Raw genomic sequence first — 18,120 nt, 5'->3', positions numbered from 1 at the left:
GAGTTACGGCAACAGCTAGGGCGTGTCTTCATTTTAAAAATGGTGCCAATATAAGAACAATAATGAGATAAATTGCAGTCAAACAAGGAAAATAGCGTAGATAATATCGAGATATTAACCAGATATTTGACGCGGTTTGGCAAAATTTAGCCATTTTTAACCCATTTAGATGACCATCGATTGAATTGAAGACATGCCCTAATTACCAAGACAGTTTGTTCAAATAAAAATTACGTTCTAGACCGTCAATCTCTAAGCCTTTTAGGGACTTATGAGCGGCGGCGTTTTGTTGGTAATACACCACAGGCACGATAGGACGTTCGTCATAAATAATTTTTGAAACCCGTTGCTTGGTGGCTACATCATTGTCTTTAGTCGTCTCCAGCTTTAATAAGCTTTCAGTCAGTTCAGAGTCTTGCCAATTCATGACGCCCCAATCGCTGCCCTTTGGATCAAAATCTTCTATGAGTGAACCAACAGGATCAGGCGTCATACCATAGTTACGCGCATATAACGCCATCTCTAACGTGCCATCTTGGTGACCGGCAGGAATCTCTGAAAAATTACCCACGGACACGTCTACATCCACGCCAATTTTTTTCCACTGGGCTTGCAGTGCAGTCGCAATAATAGGCAGTTCTGGACGGTCTGAAAAAGTACGCAAGGTGAATTTAAACGGCTTGCCATCTTTTTGTAGCATGCCATTGGCATCCGCTGTAAACCCCAAGTCCAATAGACGTTGTTTGATTGCTTGTGGATCTGGTGTTTGTGTCGCGGTTTTGATTTGCCAGTCTTTAAAAATGGGCGGCAGTATCTGATTGGCCACGGCGTTGTCGGCACGCATCACAGACTGGGCAATGCCTTGTCTGTCAATCGCGTCACTGAGTGCTTGGCGAACATTGACATCGCTAAATAAAGGGTTTTCGGCATTGACTTTGTATTGGATAGTACGCGCCAATGATTTTGATTTGACTTGTAAATTGGGGTCTTGCTGCAAGCGCGAAAGGCTTGCGGAATCTAAGGTAAATACGAGATAGTTGGGCTTACTTTGGGCCAGTAAGGTGCGAGTCTCACTACGACTGTTGGCCAGATACGTGACATCTTGGATCTTGGCTTTTTCGCCCCAGTAGTCCGCAAACGCTTTTTGTTCAATTTTTTGTGGCGGCTCAATTTTGGTCGCGTAATACGGACCCGTACCAATCAGCTCTTTTACTTCATTATTATCGTCAAACGAGGAAGTTGCCAAAATAATGCTGGTGGCATGAGCGAGATAAGCAGGTAGAGACATCAGTGGCTTTTCTAACGTAATCTCGACCGTTTGGCTGTCGATGGCTTTAATCTGTGAGATAAGCGCAGACTTCAACGCCGTGGGTTTGGTTAACGCCACCTCCAAACTTTTTACCACGTCGTCTGCCGTTAATGACGAGCCATCATGGAACTTAACGCCATCACGCAATACAAACGTCCACACATCACCTTTGTCATTGGCAGACCAGCTTTGCGCAAGCATCGGCTGCAAATCGGCATTTTGTGCGGCATCAACGAGCGTTTCGGCAAGTTGCAAACGCTGGAAAATAAATCCCGACTTACTTGGATCAATGGACGTGAGCTCCCATGGCGTGACCACGATCAAGTTTTGTTGATTATCGCTTTGAGGCGTAGAAGCTGTCTGACTATCAGACGGTTTAGCGCCAGCAATGAAATACCATGCTAACCCTGCTAGTGCTAATAGAACAGCAATTAAGGCAGTCTTTCTCATAATTTTTTCCGTTATAGTATAACATTTCAAAAAAAACGTTATACTATAACGAAAGCTCGCGAAGGTAAACAACTAAGGTGAAAAGATTTCTCATTTATTGCTAGCAAAGGTTGTTGAGAGACGCTATCAAATAGGCCTATAAGATTCTAAAGCTCTACGTTTCTAACGGCCTTTATCAACTATCTCTCAACATGAATAACAAAACAGCCGCCAATTTACAGACAAAAAAAGTAGGACATACCGCCGCTAGAAAAGATACTTTCTAGCAGTAGCATGTCCTACTTTTAGTACAACTAAATTTTTAGGTAAAACGTTCTACAAATAAATGCCTTATACCGTATTAAGCATGGTCAGCAATACGAATGATGGGCTTTAGCGTGATACCATCTTCGCTGTCTTTTGCTGCTTGATTGATGTCCTCAAAATCATAGTATTTGACCAATTTGTCAAAAGCAAAACGGCCTTGCAGATACAGCTCTACTAGCTGCGGGATAAAGATTTTGGTCGTGGAGTCACCTTCCACAATCCCTTGTATAGACTTACCGCCTAGCAGCAAATCATTGACATCGAAGCCAGCATCAGTGCCCAAGGCAGGAGCACCAACCACGCCAATCGTACCGAGCGTTGCAAGTGAATCGACACCTTGGCGCAGGACAGCAGGAATACCCGTTGACTCTAGCGCAAACAATGCGCCGCCCCCTGTGATTTCACGTACTTTTTCGACCACGTCTTCTTCTTTACTATTGATGACGTGGGTTGCGCCCAGCTCTTTGGCAAGCTCAAGTCGTGATGGTACGACATCGACAGCGATGATGGTCGTCGCGCCAGCCACTTGTGCGGCAAGTACCGCTGATAGACCCACTGCGCCCGCCCCAAAAGTCACAAAGCTTGTACCTGGACTCACCTTTAGCGAATTAATCACAGCGCCTGCACCTGTCTGAATACCACACCCTAATGGGCCAAGCAATTCAATGGGTGCATCCTTAGAGACTTTGATGGTATTGCTTTCAAGACTGAGTGCGTAGGTTGCAAAGGAGGACTGCGAAAAGAAATGATCATGGACTGGATTACCATCAGCATCTTGAATCGCGTTATTGCCTTCCATGTCGCTGCCGCCAAAATTGCGTGGGTAAAATTCTTGGCAATAAGCCTCATGGCCTGAGTGACATGAGCTACATTGTGAGCAGTAGCCATAAGACAGTACCACGTGATCGCCAACTTCAATATCTTTGACCAAAGGGCCTATCTTTTCGACTATGCCCGCGCCTTCATGACCCAATACCAATGGTAGCGGCACAGGATAGTCTTGGTCTCGGACGATCATATCGGTATGGCACATGCCGGTTGCAATGATTTTGACCAACACCTCATCCGCTTTGGGCGCACGAATTTTGGCTTCTTCTAAGGTAAAAGGCCCTTCTTTTTCGCGGGTGACGGCAGCGGTAATGTCGGTATATTCTGTGGTACTCATGGGTCAAATCCTTTTTTATAATATGTGATGAAGTCTAGCCCTGATAAGCATTGCATGTATGCGCCCATCTCTAAAGCGCAGTACTTGCTACTAGAGCATTTTTTATTCTGAGATACTGTATTTTTTAGCCAGTTATATCGTTTCTAAAACAGACTCTTTTAAAACGACTACTTTACAGTCCATGCTTTAAAGTAAGTCTTTCTAAAATATACGTGAGCGCCATCGTCACTGTCAAGACAGCTTCTTGCACAGTATCCCTTTCGATACAATTAAGCTTTAGAAGGTTATGTGATACAAGTTTTGGTTTGTTTATTTGTAAATACAACCGTCACTTTAATCTCAAAAAACCCCATAAAAAAAGGTCTCAGCGTATGGCTCAGACCTTTTTTCGATTTAGACAAATGATTCATCTAGCCATTAAAAATCAACGCTGATATTGAAGATATAGTAACGACCAGGCTCATTGAACGTGCGTGCGCCAGCATTCGTCGTCGTCCCTTCTCGTTTAACTTGCTTGTCAAACAGGTTTTTAATACCTGCACCAACGGTGATGTCATCCGTTAGATTGTAGCGCGTGCTAACATTGGCAAGCGCGTATGGCTTACGATCGAGCTTTAGTGTATCAAGCGCGTCACCAGTCGTGACAGAAAGATCAGGTGCTTCGATGGTGCCAAAGTAGCTCACTCCAAAGTCTGTATTCCAGCGCGGCGTGATGTCCCAATTCACATTTGAGTTCATTGTGAATTTAGGAATCAGCGATAATGGCTCACCTGTGTCTTTACGCTCTGAACGGATATTGCCTGTCAAGTTGGTTGACCACGTGACGGTATCTGTAACGGGAACTTTTACAAACCCTTCAAGACCTTCGATGACCGCAGCGCCTTGGTTTTCCCATTGGAAAACAGAGCGATCTGCGGCAATACCGTCGGCCACAACACCGACCACACCCACACGCTCTACACCAGCGCCGATACGATTGTCATAAGCATTGTGATAGTAAGTCAATCCTGCGTTCAGCCCATCATCGTCTTCATAAGTAAAGGTCAGCTCTTTATTCCAAGAGGTTTCATGCTCCAGATCAGGATTACCCAAGACATAGCAGCCTCGCTGATCAAGTGGTACATTGGATGGGCAACCGTTACTACGTGTATAGTAGATATAGTTTGGATCAAGCTGGTAAAGTGACGGTGCCTTAAACGCGCGACTTGCGCCCGCTTTCACTGACCAGTTTGGACTAAAGTTCCAAGTAGTATTTAGGCTAGGTGACCAGTTGCTACCCGTTTGATCATGATAATCAAAACGTACGCCGGGTGTGATATACCAGTCAGGTGCCAATTGATAGTTGTCTTCTAAATATGCACCAATAAGGTATGAATCTGTCACAGTGTCACGCTTAGAAGGGTCGGCCTCAGTATCTCCAAAGTCAAAACCTTCATCAAACTCTAAAGCAGAAACCAGTGGATTATCCAATCTTTCACCGCGGAATTCTGCACCAGCCGTTACTGTATGTTTGTCAAAGTAGATGTCCCACTCCGATTTTGCATTCAACGTGTCATAGGTCGCTTTTGTCCAATTATATTCTGCCTCTCCTTCAGGTTGCGAGATTTCACCTTCGTAACGACCAGCAGTACCTTCATTGAGACGCTCATTAACAGTGCGCGTATACTCCAGATAGCTGTTACTACTGGTATCATCATACTCACCGCGGTGAGTAAATGCAGCACCATAACGCTCCATCTTATTGGTTTCTTGACCTGCCAACGCATTGACTAAGTCATCATTTATCGTTTGAAACTGTGAGTCACCCGCCCAGCGGTTGCTTTGATTACTATAGTTGACTTCAAAGCCAACCGTATTCATTGCATCCATGGCATATTCAAACAGCTGGCGCGCGTCTATATTTTCGACGCCTTCACGGCCAGCAGCAATAGAGGCTGCTGGCACACCGCGGTCATCAATAATTTGAGCATCTGCTGCATTGATATAAGGGTCATCTCCTTCGCTGTCATGATAGCCAAGCGTGGTACGGAAAGACAATTTATCCGTCAATGGACCTGCCATATTGATGTTCGTGCGCCAGTTTTTGCCTTCAAGATCGCTATCTGGTAGCTCGTAATGGCCTGTGACCGAAAATTCTTTTTCGGTTGGAGACTTGGTGATGATATTTACCACACCGCCCATACTACCAGAGCCGTAACGCGCCGCTGCTGGACCTCGCAACACCTCGATGCGTGCAATAGCGCTTGGCGGTACCCATTGTGAGTCACCGCGAGTGTCCTGCTCGCTTCCACGGCCAGGACGCACCGCATTACGAGAGGTAACAGGACGGCCATCAATTAAAATAAGCGTGTTATTTGGCCCCATGCCCCGTATATCGATCTGACGTTGGTTACCGCGTTGGCCTGAAGTAGACGACCCTGAAAGATTAACCCCTGGCATTTTGCGAACGATTTCTGAGATATCATTAGAAATCGATGCCTTCTCAATAGCTTCCTCACTAATAACAGATAGACCAGGCGCTTGTACCAACTCATTTCTGGCGGCGGTAACGACAATAGTATCTAACTCAGTGCTTGGCATGTCTTGTGAGTCAGCGATTTCCTGAACAGGGGTTTGCTGCGCTATAAGCGCATCATTCTCAGCTGCAAACGCTGTCGTACTAAGGACAGAAGCAATAGCGATACTCAGGAGCGCTTGACGAGTCACCAAACGTGGCGGTTTTTGTGCACGAACAGATTTTTTATGGGTAGAAGGTGTTGATAACATCGGCATAAATAACAATCCTAAAAGTACTTAGTTTTTTATCAATACCTTTCAGCTGTGTCGGTAGAAAAAAGGTTTTGTGCCATCACGCACACTCTATACAATCATGCAAATTGACCAACCAGAGCTCGATTATTTTTTGATAAAGCGAACAAACAAGGTGTAGTCAAAAAGATGAAAATAGATCCTTTTTGGGTGCTACTGGCACCAGCTGAATGGCTAGATTATTGATACAGCTCACATTTAAAAACAACAAGACCGAACCGCTATTAACGGTTCGGCAATAAAGAATGCACACTTTAGCAACATTATAACAATAATACAAACACTAATGATAATTATTCTTATTTGTAAATAAAATTAAGAAATTTTGATATGCTTATCATGACTTTAGGAGAGAATTTTAAAATGAGCCTATTTTTAGTATTACTTGTACTTGAACTGACATCCAATTAGAAACGCTTTACTCACAATCTTTATTAACACGATGTAGACAGCTGTTTATCTAAAACGGGGTATGTTTTCATAAAAATACCGCGCAAGACACACTGTCTGCGCTAGTACGTTTAAAAGCTGATTGTCTGTATCAAACTGTTTTTAGCAAGCGAGTCTTTGTGCTCTTGGTCTTTGGTGCTCTTAGTTATTGTCATCATTCCTAATGAGCAATCATGACTTATGATTTTCATGACTTAAATTTTCATGACTTAGACTTTTATTTTTTTGCCAAAAGATTATCAAGGCTTAGATAACCACCGCCCTGTATGGCCAAAGAAGCTGAGGCAGCCAACAGTACCAGCGCATACTCATAGCCGTCATTGGCAGCGAACAACCCATTACCGATATGTACTGAAAAAATCGCCACCAACATGGTAAATCCTGCAACCACTGCCGCTGGTCGAGTCAACAACCCCAGTACCAAAGCCAAACCACCAAAAAACTCGGCACCACCTGCTAATATCGCCATCAGATAACCGGGTTCCAGACCGATACTGCTCATCCAGCCAGCCGTGCCTGCCAAGCCATTACCATCAAACCATCCAAATAATTTTTGCGCCCCATGTGCTGCCAAAATTAAACCTACTGGTACTCGAAGAATCAACGCTGCTACCCCAGCATTTGATATTAAGACTTTATTCAATGTTGATGTATTCATCTATGATTACTCTATAAAATGTAGTGGATGGTCGACCCATCTCAGTGGGGCAAGATACTTTACTATCAACGAGGCAAAAGAATAAGATAAGATATGGAAAATAACTAACAACAAAATGTTGATAATAGTATTAATATTATCTTCGATAAGAGATGCGTGGAAAATGGGTAGGATGAATAATGGGCAGAATAAATAATGGATAGAATCGATGCAATGCGGGCATTTGTGTGTGTCGTGAATGAAGGCAGTTTCAGTAATGCTGCGACAGCGATGCAATTGTCACCGCAATTGGTGAGTAAATACGTGTCAAAATTAGAGGAACGACTTGATATTCGTCTGCTCAATCGTACCACTCGTAAAGTCAGTCTAACGGAGGCAGGTACTGATTATTTTCAACATGCGCAGCAAATTTTATTAAGTATTGACGATATGGAATCTAAGCTAGGAGGATTGCAACAGAATCCGAAAGGCACGCTAAGAATAAGCGCTCCTGTCTCGTTTGCTTTAAAACACATGGCTCAATTGGTCACTGATTTTCAAACCAAATATCCTTCTGTCATGGTTGATTTGCAATTGACCGATCGTAAAGTCGATATCGTTGAGGAAGGGTTTGATATCGCACTTCGTATTGGACAGCTCAAAAGCTCTTCATTGATTGCTAAATACGTGGCGCCCATTCGCGTCATATTGTGTGCCTCCCCTGACTATCTCGAAAAGCATGGCACACCGAACAGACCTGAAGACCTAAGAAATCATCGCTATTTGCATTACAGTTATATGGAGAGAAATGCTAAAGAAGCCATTTATCAATGGTTAGGGACAGAGGGTGGTCAGCTTAGTGGGGAGCTGAGTAGTAATAACGGAGATCTGCTCGTCAATGCCGCCATAGCAGGTGCAGGTTTGGCACTACAACCAACATTTATTGCAAGCGAGGCACTTAGTCGAGGCGAGCTTGTTATAATATTGCCTAACTATGAACCCGAGACGCTAGGGTTATATGCGGTGTATGCTCATAGAAAACTACTGCCACATAAAATTAGATGTTTTATTGATTTCATTGAAGGATATTACGGTTCACCGCCCTATTGGGATGAACCAATACCAAATAAATAATAGTACTGCTGTTTGATCGTTGATCCTAAATAAAATAGACTCAGCGCGGCTGAAATACGTTTTGCGCAGCCTCTGCCGGCGAAGGCACAGCAAGCAAGCAAGAAAAACGTGTTTCAGTCACGCGTTAGCTTATTTGCCATTTATTTTAGTTGATGTCCAAGCAGATGTACTTGGTCTCAACGTATTCTTCGATACCGTATTTTGAGCCTTCGCGTCCCATACCCGATTCTTTGACACCGCCAAATGGCGCGACCTCTGTGGTAAGCATGCCTGTATTGACCCCGACCATACCGACTTCGAGTGCTTCAGCGATACGCCAGACACGGCCGATATCGCGGCTATAAAAATAACCTGCCAAGCCATACTCGGTATTATTCGCTAAGGCAATCGCCTCTTCGTCTGTCTCAAACTTAAAAATAGGCGCGATTGGGGCAAATATCTCTTCACTAGCAACGCGCATGTCATTATTGACGTCAGTCAAAATAGTTGGCGCAAAAAAGTTAGCATTGGCGTCCACTCTTTGACCGCCGCACAATACCGTTGCGCCTTTGTCTTTAGCATCATTGACAAGTGATTCTGCATTATTGGCAGCTGCTTGAGAGATGAGCGGGCCTTGCGCCACACCTGCTTCTAAACCGTTGCCAACTTTTATCGCACGTACTTGCTCTGCCAGTTTTTGTGAGAATTCTTCATAAACGCTTGCTTGTATAAATAAGCGGTTGGCGCACACACAAGTCTGCCCACTGTTGCGATATTTACTCATCATCGCGCCTGTCACTGCGGCATCTATGTCGGCATCATCAAACACGATGAAAGGTGCATTGCCGCCCAGCTCCATCGACATTTTTTTGACCGTGTCGGCGCACTGTTTCATTAAGATTTTTCCCACACGCGTTGAACCCGTAAAGCTGATTTTTTTAACCATAGGATTGGTGGTCATCTCCCCACCGATAGCCACAGGATCACCTGTAACCACGCTATAAATCCCATCTGGAACGCCTGCTTGTTGAGCCAAATAAGCCATTGCCAATGCTGAAAACGGCGTTTCCATAGCAGGCTTCACAATCATTGGGCAACCTGCTGCTAATGCAGGCCCTGCTTTGCGACTGATCATAGAATGAGGAAAATTCCATGGGGTAATAGCAGCCGTAACGCCCACTGGTTGCTTAATTACGATCAGGCGCTTGTCTGACATATGCCCTGGAATCACGTCACCATAAATACGTTTTGCTTCTTCGGCAAACCATTCTAAGTAATCCAGTCCGCTTTGAATCTCCCCTTTGGCCTCAGCCAGCGGTTTGCCTTGCTCATGAGTCATTAATAAAGCCAAATCTTCAACGTTTTCAGCAATCAACGTGTGCCAACGGCGCAAAACCGTACTACGTTCTTTACCCGTTTTTTTCGCCCATGCTGATTGAGCAGCGTCGGCCGCTTCAATCGCACGGCGGGTTTCATCGCTGCCCATGTTTGGTACGGTACCGATGACCTCACCTGTGGCAGGATTCAATACCTCTTGGGTTTGCCCATTGTCCGCATCACACCATACACCATTAATAAAAGCTTGCTGTCTAAACAACGCATCATTTTTTAATTGCATTTTTTTCTCCAACTGTTTTTTAGGATTCTAAAAACCCACGTGTGGTCAATACTTGGCGGGCAATGCGAAAACACTCAACCCCTTGTGGCACACCGCAATAAATTGCAATCGCATGAATAGCCGCTCGGATTTCTTCCACAGAGCAACCATTCGTGATGGCTCCATTTAAATGCAACTCCCACTCATGCATTTTACCAAGCGCACCAATCATGGTTAGGTTCATTAATGAGCGAGTTTTGGCATCGATTGCTTCATCACCCCAGCCAAACCCCCAACACCATTCGGTCATGGCTTCTTGAAACGGACGATTAAAATCATCGGCAGCTTGTAGGTTTTTTTCGACATACTCAGCGCCCAAAGTGGCTTTACGCTTGGTAAGTCCTAAATCAAATCTTTGTTTATCCATTACTAGTTCCTTGTATTATTTATCCAGAGTATCGTTTGTTCAGAGTACTATTTGTTCAAAGTTTTGTTTATTAAGAATATTGTCTCTTGAGAATAGGACGAGTTAAGACTACTGCTTATTGAGATGCAAACCCATACGGCAGGCTTCATCGATGTGTTTTCGGCAAGCTTTGACCGCGGCTTTGCTATCGCCTTTTGCAATATTATTCACAATTTCTTGCAGATTGTTAGGGCCTTTGACAGCACGCTCTTGAGTTGACAAAGTCATAAAACGCAAACGACCAATACGTCCATTCAACCGTTCTGTTAGCTCCCATGCGACCGTCATGCCAGCCGTCACAAACAGACGCTCATAAAATGCATAAGAATGGGCCAATGCTTCCACCACGTCTCCAGCATGTAGATTGTCCCGAATCTGAATCAAACCTTCTTGCAATGTTTCGACCAACTCAGGGGTCGCTTGCTCAGCACAGTGACGAACGGCTTCACTCTCTAGCATCGCGCGCAAATGATAAATTTGACGAATCTCATCACTTTCTAGTACTGCAACTGAGGAGCCTCCCGCAGAAAACGTCACCAAATGCTCGCTTTCTAAATGCCTGATACATTCTCGTACCACGGTCCGACTGACACCCAGCTGTTCACAAATCGTGCGCTCTACCAATCTTTTACCCGGTGCGAGCTGTCCAATCATGATGGCGAGTCGCAATTGTTCCAGTGCCGTGTCCTTTAAGGTCTTTGGTTTTTCTACTCTTTCTAACATAAAGTCTCTGCTCTCTTAAATGTAAAAAAGAAGTATAACGGGTATGACGACAAAAATCAGTACGCTTTCATATCGTATTACGGTATACCATAATATTTATTTTTAAAAAAAGCTAGTAATTTATTTAATACCGTATTATGGTATACCAACATTGTTAGACATTATTAATCAATAGAAGGAACTTATGATGCAACCACAAATCAGAAAAATTGTTACTTTTGAAGAAGAGACGTTGATTGAGGGCTATAAATCAGCCGACACACCGCTACGCATGTTTGCAGTTGCAGCCGTCTTGACCAATCCATGGGCCGGTCGTTATGCTGAAGATTTGAAACCTGAAATCCAAGCATTCGCACCTATCTTAGGTAAATTACTTACCGACAAAATCATCACTCTAGCAGGCGGCGCCGACAAAATCGAAGCGTATGGCAAAGCCGCTGTCGTGGGTTTGAACGGTGAGATCGAGCATGCTTCAGGTTTGATTCATACTTTGCATTTCGGCAACTTTTATCGTGAAGCATTGTCAGCAAATACCTACTTGGCTTTTACCAACACACGTGGCACAGCCAACACCCCTATCATGATTCCATTGATGGATAAAGACGATGCTGGTCGCCGCTCGCATTATTTAACAATTCAATTTGCCATTCCTGACGCCCCTCGCGACGATGAAGTTGTGATCGTTTTAGGCGGTGCTACTGGTGGTCGTCCGCATCATCGTATTGGTGATCGTTACCAAGATCTAAAAGACCTCGGACACGATCTGAATAACCCAGCCGCCGTTTAAGGAGCAGTTACTGATGAAATGGTCACGCAAAATCTCTGACGGCATTGCCTATTACTATTCTAGTAATAGTAGTGAAAATAGTGGTAATGACAGTAATAATAACAATGACAAAGCCACACCCGTTGTTTTTATTCATGGCGTCGGTTTGCGAGCAGAAAGCTGGTATCAACAAGTAACAGCGTTCGAAGATCGCTATCGTTGTTATGTGATCGATATGCCAGGACATGGCGAGAGTGATTTACTGCCAAATCCCACGCTTACGCTAGAGGACTTTGTGGAGGCGCTAAACACCTTTATCACGAATGTGATTGGTGAGCCTGCCATTATCGTCGGACACTCACTCGGTGCGATGACTGCATTACAAACGGCGGTCAGCTATCCAGAAGTGGTAAAGGGCATTGCTGCATTTAATGCCATTTATGATAGGCCAGATACGGCGGCTAAAAACATACAAACCCGCGCCGAGTCGCTGTTAAATGACCTTGATCAAAACGTGACGGACCAACCGATTGCCAGATGGTTCGATGGCAATCCACAATATGACAACGAAGCTGAGCTGTGCCGATCTTGGCTAAATAATGGCAACCGCTTGGGGTATGCGCAGGCTTATCAAATGTTTGCACATCTGCGTGGCATGTCTGCGGAAGAGTTACAAACCATCAAGGTTCCTGCGCTATTACTCACAGGTGAGATGGATGTAAATTCTAGCCCTAAAATGTCGCTAGCCATGGCCAGCATATTGACCAATGCCAATGCAGTTATCGTGCCCGAAGCCCGGCACATGACACAAATGACACACGCCAACGCCGTCAACGCTGCTTTGGCAAGATTTTTTACCCAGTGCGAGTCGTACTCCACGGTCAATACCTAATTGAAAAAGAGGTTCCTATGAAACAACTTGATCCTAAAACTCTTCGCAAAGCCTTTGGCAGTTATATGACTGGGGTGACTGTGATAACCGCTATAAGTAGCGACGGTACACCCGTTGGTTTTACTGCCAACTCATTTACGTCAGTATCTCTTGAGCCGCCGCTACTCTTGGTTTGCCCAGCAAAATCTCTATCGAGCTTTGATGTGTTTGCCAACTGTGACAGCTTTGTTGTCAATATTTTGAGCGAAGAACAGCAAGCCATTTCAAACATATTTGCAGGCTCTAAAGAAGACCGTTTTAGTCAAATTGAGTGGCATAAAGACGAGCAAGGCAATCCTGTTATCGATGGTGCATTGACGTATTTTTCGTGTAAAACTGATCGCAATCTTGATGCAGGTGACCATCATCTTTTGGTTGGCGAAGTATTGGATTTTGCGACCCGTGAAGGACGCGGCTTGGGATACGCCTCTGGCGGTTACTTTAGCTTAGGCCTTGAGCGCGAAGCTGCAGAAATCAGCACGCAAGAAAAACACGTCTGCGTGGGCGCTATCATTGAGCATAATGGCAAAGTACTGCTTAGCCAAAAAGATGGTAAAACAGTCCTACCGACCATGACAACTGATGACAATACCAATGCGGTCAGCACCATCAAGCAGTTTTTAACAGAAAATGGTATCGACGCGCAGCTAGGCGCTGTCTTCTCAATCTATGAAAACACCAAAAACAATACCAATTATATTTTTTACCGAGTTATTGCTCATTCGGCAGACACCAAAGGGCTGGGTGAATACGTGGCTATCGATGATATCGCAAAACAAGATTTTGCGACCACAGCAATGAACTCAATGATGAATCGCTATGCTTCAGAAAGCAAAAACGGTTTTTATGGTGTTTATGTCGGACAAGAAGAGCAAGGCCGCGTCCACTAAACTTTAGACTCACATAAATTGTAAACTGATAAAAATTTAGAACCCATATTACAACGCATAGCAAAGGAATTGCCTTATGAAATTCTCATTATTTTTACATATGGAACGACTCGACGAATCACAAACGTATGAACAACTACATGCTGATTTTATTGAGCTGGCAAAAATGGCTGACCAAGGTGGCATGCACGCTATTTGGACAGGCGAACATCATGGTATGGACTTTACCATCGCCCCTAACCCATTCTTAAATTTGATCGACTTATCCCATCACACCAAAAACGTGCGCTTAGGTACAGGTACAGTGATTGCACCGTTTTGGCATCCAATTAAACTGGCTGGTGAAGCGGCCATGACGGACATTATCACCAAAGGCAGATTGGATTTAGGGATTGCTCGCGGCGCTTATAACTTTGAATACGAACGTTTGATGCCCGGTATGGACGCCATGGAAGCAGGTGGTCGCATGCGTGAGCTTGTCCCTGCGGTGCAAAAGTTATGGAAAGGCGATTATGCCCACGAGGGCAAATACACACAATTCCCCTCTACCACCTCAGCCCCAAAACCTGTACAAAGTGGCGGTGTGCCAATGTGGATTGCCGCCCGCGACCCTCATAGCCACAATTTTGCGGTAGAGCATGGTTGTAATGTGCAAGTTACGCCTCTATGGCAAGGCATGACAGAAATCCAAAACTTGATGACTGCGTTCAAAAATGCCAAAGCTGAGCATGGCGAAGGCAAAAACCCAAAAATCATGCTTTTACAACATGCTTACGTGGGTAGTGATGCCGATGACGTGGCTATCGCTGCAAAATCTATCAGCCGTTTTTATTGCTACTTTGGCGCATGGTTCAAAAACGAGCGTCCGATTCGTCAAGGACTGCTTGAGCCACTGAGCGAAGAAGAAATGGCAGCAATCGACATGTATGCGCCTGAAAAAATGTTAGAAAACATGCCAATAGGAACGCCTGAGCAAGTCATCGAAAAACTCAAAGTATATGAAGAATTGGGCTATGACGAATTTGCATTCTGGATTGACTCTAGCATGACTTATGAGCAAAAACGCGCATCATTACGTCGCTTCATTGATGATGTCATGCCAGCGTTTGTATAAATGAATTCAGCCTCATATTCTAGTGCGGACTCAACAGACCGACTTAACAAAAAATCTGGAGAACCATCATGACCAAACCTCATTACCAGCTCTATATCAACGGTGAGTGGTGCGAAGGCAGCGAAAATCAAAGCCTAGAAAGTTATAACCCTGCAACGGGCGCGGCATGGGCGACTTTCGCTTGCGCCAGCCCAGCCGATGTTGAGCGTGCCGTAAACGGTGCAAAAGCCGCACTTAATAACCCTGAATGGGCGAAAATGACCGCCACTCAGCGCGGTAAGCTAATCTATCGCTTGGCTGAATTGATCGAAGAAAACGCTGAAAAGCTCGGCAAAATCGAAACGACAGACAGTGGTAAATTGGCTCACGAGACCGTGGCTCAAACGCGCTATGTCAGCGATTACTATCGTTATTTCGCAGGTCTTGCCGACAAACTAGAAGGCGCAACGCTACCGATTGACAAGCCCGACATGCACGTCTTTACCACGCGTGAACCAATCGGCGTGGTCGCAGCTGTGGTGCCTTGGAACGCGCAGATGTTTTTAACAGCAACGAAGCTTGGGCCAGCGCTGGCAGCGGGTTGTACCATTATTTTAAAAGCCTCTGAAGTTGCTCCTTGTCCGATGTTTGCGTTTGCTGAGTTGATAGAGCAAGCAGGATTCCCTAAAGGCGTCGTCTCTGTCATCACAGGTGATGCTGAGAACTGCGCCATTCCGCTGACCAGTCATCCTGATGTCGACAAAATTGCCTTTACGGGCGGCCCTGAGGCGGCAAGGCACGTAGTTAGAAACTCTGCCAATAGCTTTGCAGTCACAAGCTTAGAGCTTGGCGGCAAATCACCGATCATCGTCTTTGAAGATGCGGATTTGGAAAGCGCGGCCAACGGTCTCATCGCTGGTAATTTTGGCGCGTCGGGGCAGTCTTGTGTTGCAGGATCTCGCGGTTTCGTTCAACGCTCGATTTTTGATGAAATCATGAAACGCGTGGAAGAAAAAGCAAAAAATATCGTCATTGGTAATCCACTCAATCCTGAAACACACGTTGGGCCACTATGTACCAAAGCGCAGGTTGAGCGTATTAAAGACACGTTAGAAAAGTCAGTTGCCCAAGGCGCTACTATTCGTTTTGGCGGTCATGCTCCTGAAGACGCTGATTTAGCTGATGGCAATTACTTTTGCCCAACGCTAGTAGAATGCCCAAACACCGATATCGAGACCCAGACCATTGAGATGTTTGGCCCTGTCATGTCATTGGTGGCATTTGATACTGAAGATGAAGCCATTGCGATGGCAAACGACAGTGTATACGGCTTAGGCTCAGGGGTATTTACACAAAATCTGGCTCGCGCCCATCGCGTCTCACAGCAAATCCACTCAGGGGTTTGTTGGATCAATACTTACCGTGCTATCTCTCCTACCGCGCCGTTTGGTGGTTACAACCAATCAGGTTATGGACGAGAAGCGGGCAGCGAATCTGTACTGCAATACACGCGCACAAAAACGACATGGATTAATATTTCGGCGGAGCCGATGGCTAATCCTTTTATCATGAGATAACCGATCAGTGTAGTCAGCTACATGAAGTTTTAAGGAAAAAACTATGGCTATCCGTCCTCCCCTAAAAGAGTTAAATATAAAAACGCATGACAAAGGTTTTTATAAAGGTTTTAATCGCTTCGTTACGGTGACATCGAAGATTTTTGTCACTCTGGTTGTGATTTGGATTTTAAGCGATATCGAGCGTTCTGGTGCAATGCTCGATGCCATGAAAAACTGGTCTTATACCAATTTGAATGGCTATTATACCTACTCCATTGCCTTTTATATTTTGGTCTGTCTGACGGTCATTTTATGGCCATCATTTGGCCGTATTAAGCTTGGCTCTGACCCAAATGGGAAACCTGAATTTTCTAATTTTTCTTGGTTTTCCATGATTTTTGGTGCAGGGATTGGTATTGGTGTCTTGACCTATAGTGCTGCTGAGCCGCTTTGGCACTTGGCAAATAACCCTGACATCATCATGTCAAAAGATGTGATTTTGTCGTCACTAAGTACCAATGGTATCGCTTTGCCTCAAGGGGCTGATGTATTTACATTCTATCAAGATCAAGTCGCTGCCAACACCATGACTGCGATTGATGGTTTGGTCATACCCAAAAGTGAAGAAGCCTTAGACACCGCGTTTCGCTACTCCTTTTTTCACTGGGGTATTAGCGCTTGGGCCACTTATTGCCTCGTGGGTATTTGTTTGGCGTTTTTCGCTTATACGCGCGGTTTGCCACTCACCATGCGTTCAGCGCTCTCGCCGTTGTTTGGCAAGTATTTAGAAGGACCACTTGGCAATATAATCGATGTTGCCGCTGTCATTGCTACCTTATTTGGCGTTGCTCAAACCATCGGTATTGGCTTAAGCTCTTTTGCCTCAGGACTGTATAGCATTACAGGTATTTCTTGGTTGGTCACTGACGCGGTAAACCCTGAGCCGACTACAGGGGCGCTATTGATGTCGCTGTTTATTGTGATGTGCCTATCAACCATATCAGCATTGTCGGGTGTGGGACGCGGCGTAAAATGGTTAAGTAATATCAATATGGTGCTGTCGTTTTTGCTACTCGCTTTTTTCTTAATTTTTGGGGCAACGATGTTTGCTTTAGAAATGCTTGGCAAAGGTATCTTTAGCTATGTAGTACACTTGCCTGCTATGGCCTTCACTGTTTGGGATCCAAATACTGAACTGGGCGGCTGGCAGACCAGCTGGTCTATTTTTTACTGGGCGTGGTGGATTGCTTTTGCCCCATTTGTGGGACTGTTCTTAGCGCGTATCTCCAAAAACCGTACCATTCGTGAATTTGGTTTGATTGGTATTGTGGCGCCGAGTCTGACGCTGTTTGTCTGGTTCTCGCTCATTGGCGGCACGGGTATCGACTTGGAGTTAAGTGGTATCGCTGGTGGCAAGATATTTGATTCAGGTTTGACCGCTCAATTGTTCGAGATTATTGGCTTTATGCTAAACCCCGTTTTGGCAGGTGTCCTATCATCTATGGTTGTGGTGCTGCTACTGACGTATTTAGTAACGTCGGCAGATTCTGCACTACTGGTAGTAAATACGCTGAATGCTGCGGGTGAAGTCGATATTGAGAACGGCCCAAGACATATTATTGTGTGGGGCATTGCTTTAACTGCGGTGATTGGAGCATTGATATTGGCGGGCGGCTTAAACGCCATTACCTCAGCCATGATTGTGGCTGCTATCCCCTTCTCATTTATCATCATCCTGATGGCAATCAGCTTGTTAAAGGCGTTGATTCTGGACATCGCACGAGCAAAAGAACGTCAACAGTAGTGATGTTATTAAATTGAATAACAATCTAAAAAATCATACTATTTAATAAGCCA

14 protein-coding genes are annotated in these 18,120 nt (G+C 44.9%); 7 read left to right on the top strand and 7 right to left on the bottom strand.

Annotated elements, in window-relative coordinates:
• Positions 1-202: 202 nt before the first annotated feature.
• From ACT3TH_RS09830 to ACT3TH_RS09815, 4 genes are all read right to left on the bottom strand, one after another.
• A complete protein-coding gene (locus ACT3TH_RS09830) occupies positions 203-1,759 on the bottom strand; it encodes an ABC transporter substrate-binding protein (protein ID WP_444755669.1) in 1,557 nt (518 codons plus the stop codon).
• Positions 1,760-2,099: 340 nt separating this feature from the next.
• Entirely contained in the window at positions 2,100-3,230 is a 1,131-nt protein-coding gene (locus ACT3TH_RS09825; protein WP_444755668.1) for an NAD(P)-dependent alcohol dehydrogenase, read from the bottom strand.
• Positions 3,231-3,647: 417 nt separating this feature from the next.
• Positions 3,648-6,002 carry a FepA family TonB-dependent siderophore receptor gene (locus tag ACT3TH_RS09820; RefSeq protein WP_444755667.1) on the bottom strand — a complete coding sequence of 785 codons (2,355 nt, stop codon included), beginning with the start codon at positions 6,000-6,002 and terminating at the stop codon, positions 3,648-3,650.
• A 703-nt stretch (positions 6,003-6,705) separates the two neighbouring features.
• Positions 6,706-7,146: a DoxX family protein gene (locus tag ACT3TH_RS09815; RefSeq protein ID WP_444755666.1), complete on the bottom strand. Its 441-nt coding sequence runs from the start codon at positions 7,144-7,146 to the stop codon at positions 6,706-6,708.
• Between the two features lie 195 nt (positions 7,147-7,341).
• Between ACT3TH_RS09815 and ACT3TH_RS09810 the strand changes: the two genes are divergently transcribed.
• On the top strand, positions 7,342-8,259 hold the full coding sequence (locus ACT3TH_RS09810; RefSeq protein WP_444755665.1) for a LysR substrate-binding domain-containing protein: 918 nt from the start codon (positions 7,342-7,344) through the stop codon (positions 8,257-8,259).
• 145 nt (positions 8,260-8,404) lie between these two features.
• Here ACT3TH_RS09810 and ACT3TH_RS09805 read toward each other — a convergent pair whose 3' ends face one another.
• The 3 genes from ACT3TH_RS09805 to ACT3TH_RS09795 form a co-directional block, all read right to left on the bottom strand.
• Positions 8,405-9,856, bottom strand: coding sequence for an NAD-dependent succinate-semialdehyde dehydrogenase (locus ACT3TH_RS09805; RefSeq protein ID WP_444755664.1), 1,452 nt, complete (start codon positions 9,854-9,856; stop codon positions 8,405-8,407).
• A 19-nt stretch (positions 9,857-9,875) separates the two neighbouring features.
• Positions 9,876-10,262, bottom strand: coding sequence for a carboxymuconolactone decarboxylase family protein (locus ACT3TH_RS09800; protein WP_444755663.1), 387 nt, complete (start codon positions 10,260-10,262; stop codon positions 9,876-9,878).
• 108 nt (positions 10,263-10,370) lie between these two features.
• Entirely contained in the window at positions 10,371-11,024 is a 654-nt protein-coding gene (locus ACT3TH_RS09795) for a GntR family transcriptional regulator (RefSeq protein ID WP_444755662.1), read from the bottom strand.
• Between the two features lie 187 nt (positions 11,025-11,211).
• Between ACT3TH_RS09795 and ACT3TH_RS09790 the strand changes: the two genes are divergently transcribed.
• The 6 genes from ACT3TH_RS09790 to ACT3TH_RS09765 all read left to right on the top strand — a co-directional run bounded on the left by ACT3TH_RS09790 (position 11,212) and on the right by ACT3TH_RS09765 (position 18,067).
• On the top strand, positions 11,212-11,811 hold the full coding sequence (locus ACT3TH_RS09790; protein WP_444755700.1) for an amino acid synthesis family protein: 600 nt from the start codon (positions 11,212-11,214) through the stop codon (positions 11,809-11,811).
• Between the two features lie 13 nt (positions 11,812-11,824).
• A complete protein-coding gene (locus ACT3TH_RS09785) occupies positions 11,825-12,682 on the top strand; it encodes an alpha/beta fold hydrolase (protein WP_444755661.1) in 858 nt (285 codons plus the stop codon).
• A 17-nt stretch (positions 12,683-12,699) separates the two neighbouring features.
• Positions 12,700-13,611 carry a flavin reductase gene (locus ACT3TH_RS09780; protein ID WP_444755660.1) on the top strand — a complete coding sequence of 304 codons (912 nt, stop codon included), beginning with the start codon at positions 12,700-12,702 and terminating at the stop codon, positions 13,609-13,611.
• 76 nt (positions 13,612-13,687) lie between these two features.
• Positions 13,688-14,725: an LLM class flavin-dependent oxidoreductase gene (locus ACT3TH_RS09775; RefSeq protein WP_444755659.1), complete on the top strand. Its 1,038-nt coding sequence runs from the start codon at positions 13,688-13,690 to the stop codon at positions 14,723-14,725.
• A 68-nt stretch (positions 14,726-14,793) separates the two neighbouring features.
• Positions 14,794-16,281, top strand: a complete 1,488-nt coding sequence (locus tag ACT3TH_RS09770) for an aldehyde dehydrogenase (protein WP_444755658.1) — start codon at positions 14,794-14,796, stop codon at positions 16,279-16,281.
• A gap of 43 nt (positions 16,282-16,324) precedes the next feature.
• A complete protein-coding gene (locus tag ACT3TH_RS09765; protein WP_444755657.1) occupies positions 16,325-18,067 on the top strand; it encodes a BCCT family transporter in 1,743 nt (580 codons plus the stop codon).
• The last annotated feature ends 53 nt before the right edge of the window (positions 18,068-18,120 follow it).

This window comes from Psychrobacter sp. AOP22-C1-C5 (assembly GCF_052378885.1).
In the GTDB taxonomy this organism is placed as follows: Bacteria; Pseudomonadota; Gammaproteobacteria; order Pseudomonadales; family Moraxellaceae; genus Psychrobacter.
The sequence above is the reverse complement of the archived record's forward strand: the minus strand, read 5'-3'. Positions and strand labels throughout refer to the sequence as shown.

Bases quoted from the DNA above. Each gene is read 5' to 3' on its own strand.
- ACT3TH_RS09775 (WP_444755659.1), top strand. From the start codon at position 13,688: ATGAAATTCTCATTATTTTTACATATGGAACGACTCGACGAATCACAA.
- ACT3TH_RS09820 (WP_444755667.1), bottom strand. From the start codon at position 6,002: ATGCCGATGTTATCAACACCTTCTACCCATAAAAAATCTGTTCGTGCA.
- ACT3TH_RS09830 (WP_444755669.1), bottom strand. From the start codon at position 1,759: ATGAGAAAGACTGCCTTAATTGCTGTTCTATTAGCACTAGCAGGGTTA.
- ACT3TH_RS09795 (WP_444755662.1), bottom strand. From the start codon at position 11,024: ATGTTAGAAAGAGTAGAAAAACCAAAGACCTTAAAGGACACGGCACTG.
- ACT3TH_RS09770 (WP_444755658.1), top strand. From the start codon at position 14,794: ATGACCAAACCTCATTACCAGCTCTATATCAACGGTGAGTGGTGCGAA.
- ACT3TH_RS09815 (WP_444755666.1), bottom strand. From the start codon at position 7,146: ATGAATACATCAACATTGAATAAAGTCTTAATATCAAATGCTGGGGTA.
- ACT3TH_RS09790 (WP_444755700.1), top strand. From the start codon at position 11,212: ATGCAACCACAAATCAGAAAAATTGTTACTTTTGAAGAAGAGACGTTG.
- ACT3TH_RS09805 (WP_444755664.1), bottom strand. From the start codon at position 9,856: ATGCAATTAAAAAATGATGCGTTGTTTAGACAGCAAGCTTTTATTAAT.
- ACT3TH_RS09785 (WP_444755661.1), top strand. From the start codon at position 11,825: ATGAAATGGTCACGCAAAATCTCTGACGGCATTGCCTATTACTATTCT.
- ACT3TH_RS09780 (WP_444755660.1), top strand. From the start codon at position 12,700: ATGAAACAACTTGATCCTAAAACTCTTCGCAAAGCCTTTGGCAGTTAT.
- ACT3TH_RS09800 (WP_444755663.1), bottom strand. From the start codon at position 10,262: ATGGATAAACAAAGATTTGATTTAGGACTTACCAAGCGTAAAGCCACT.
- ACT3TH_RS09810 (WP_444755665.1), top strand. From the start codon at position 7,342: ATGGATAGAATCGATGCAATGCGGGCATTTGTGTGTGTCGTGAATGAA.
- ACT3TH_RS09825 (WP_444755668.1), bottom strand. From the start codon at position 3,230: ATGAGTACCACAGAATATACCGACATTACCGCTGCCGTCACCCGCGAA.
- ACT3TH_RS09765 (WP_444755657.1), top strand. From the start codon at position 16,325: ATGGCTATCCGTCCTCCCCTAAAAGAGTTAAATATAAAAACGCATGAC.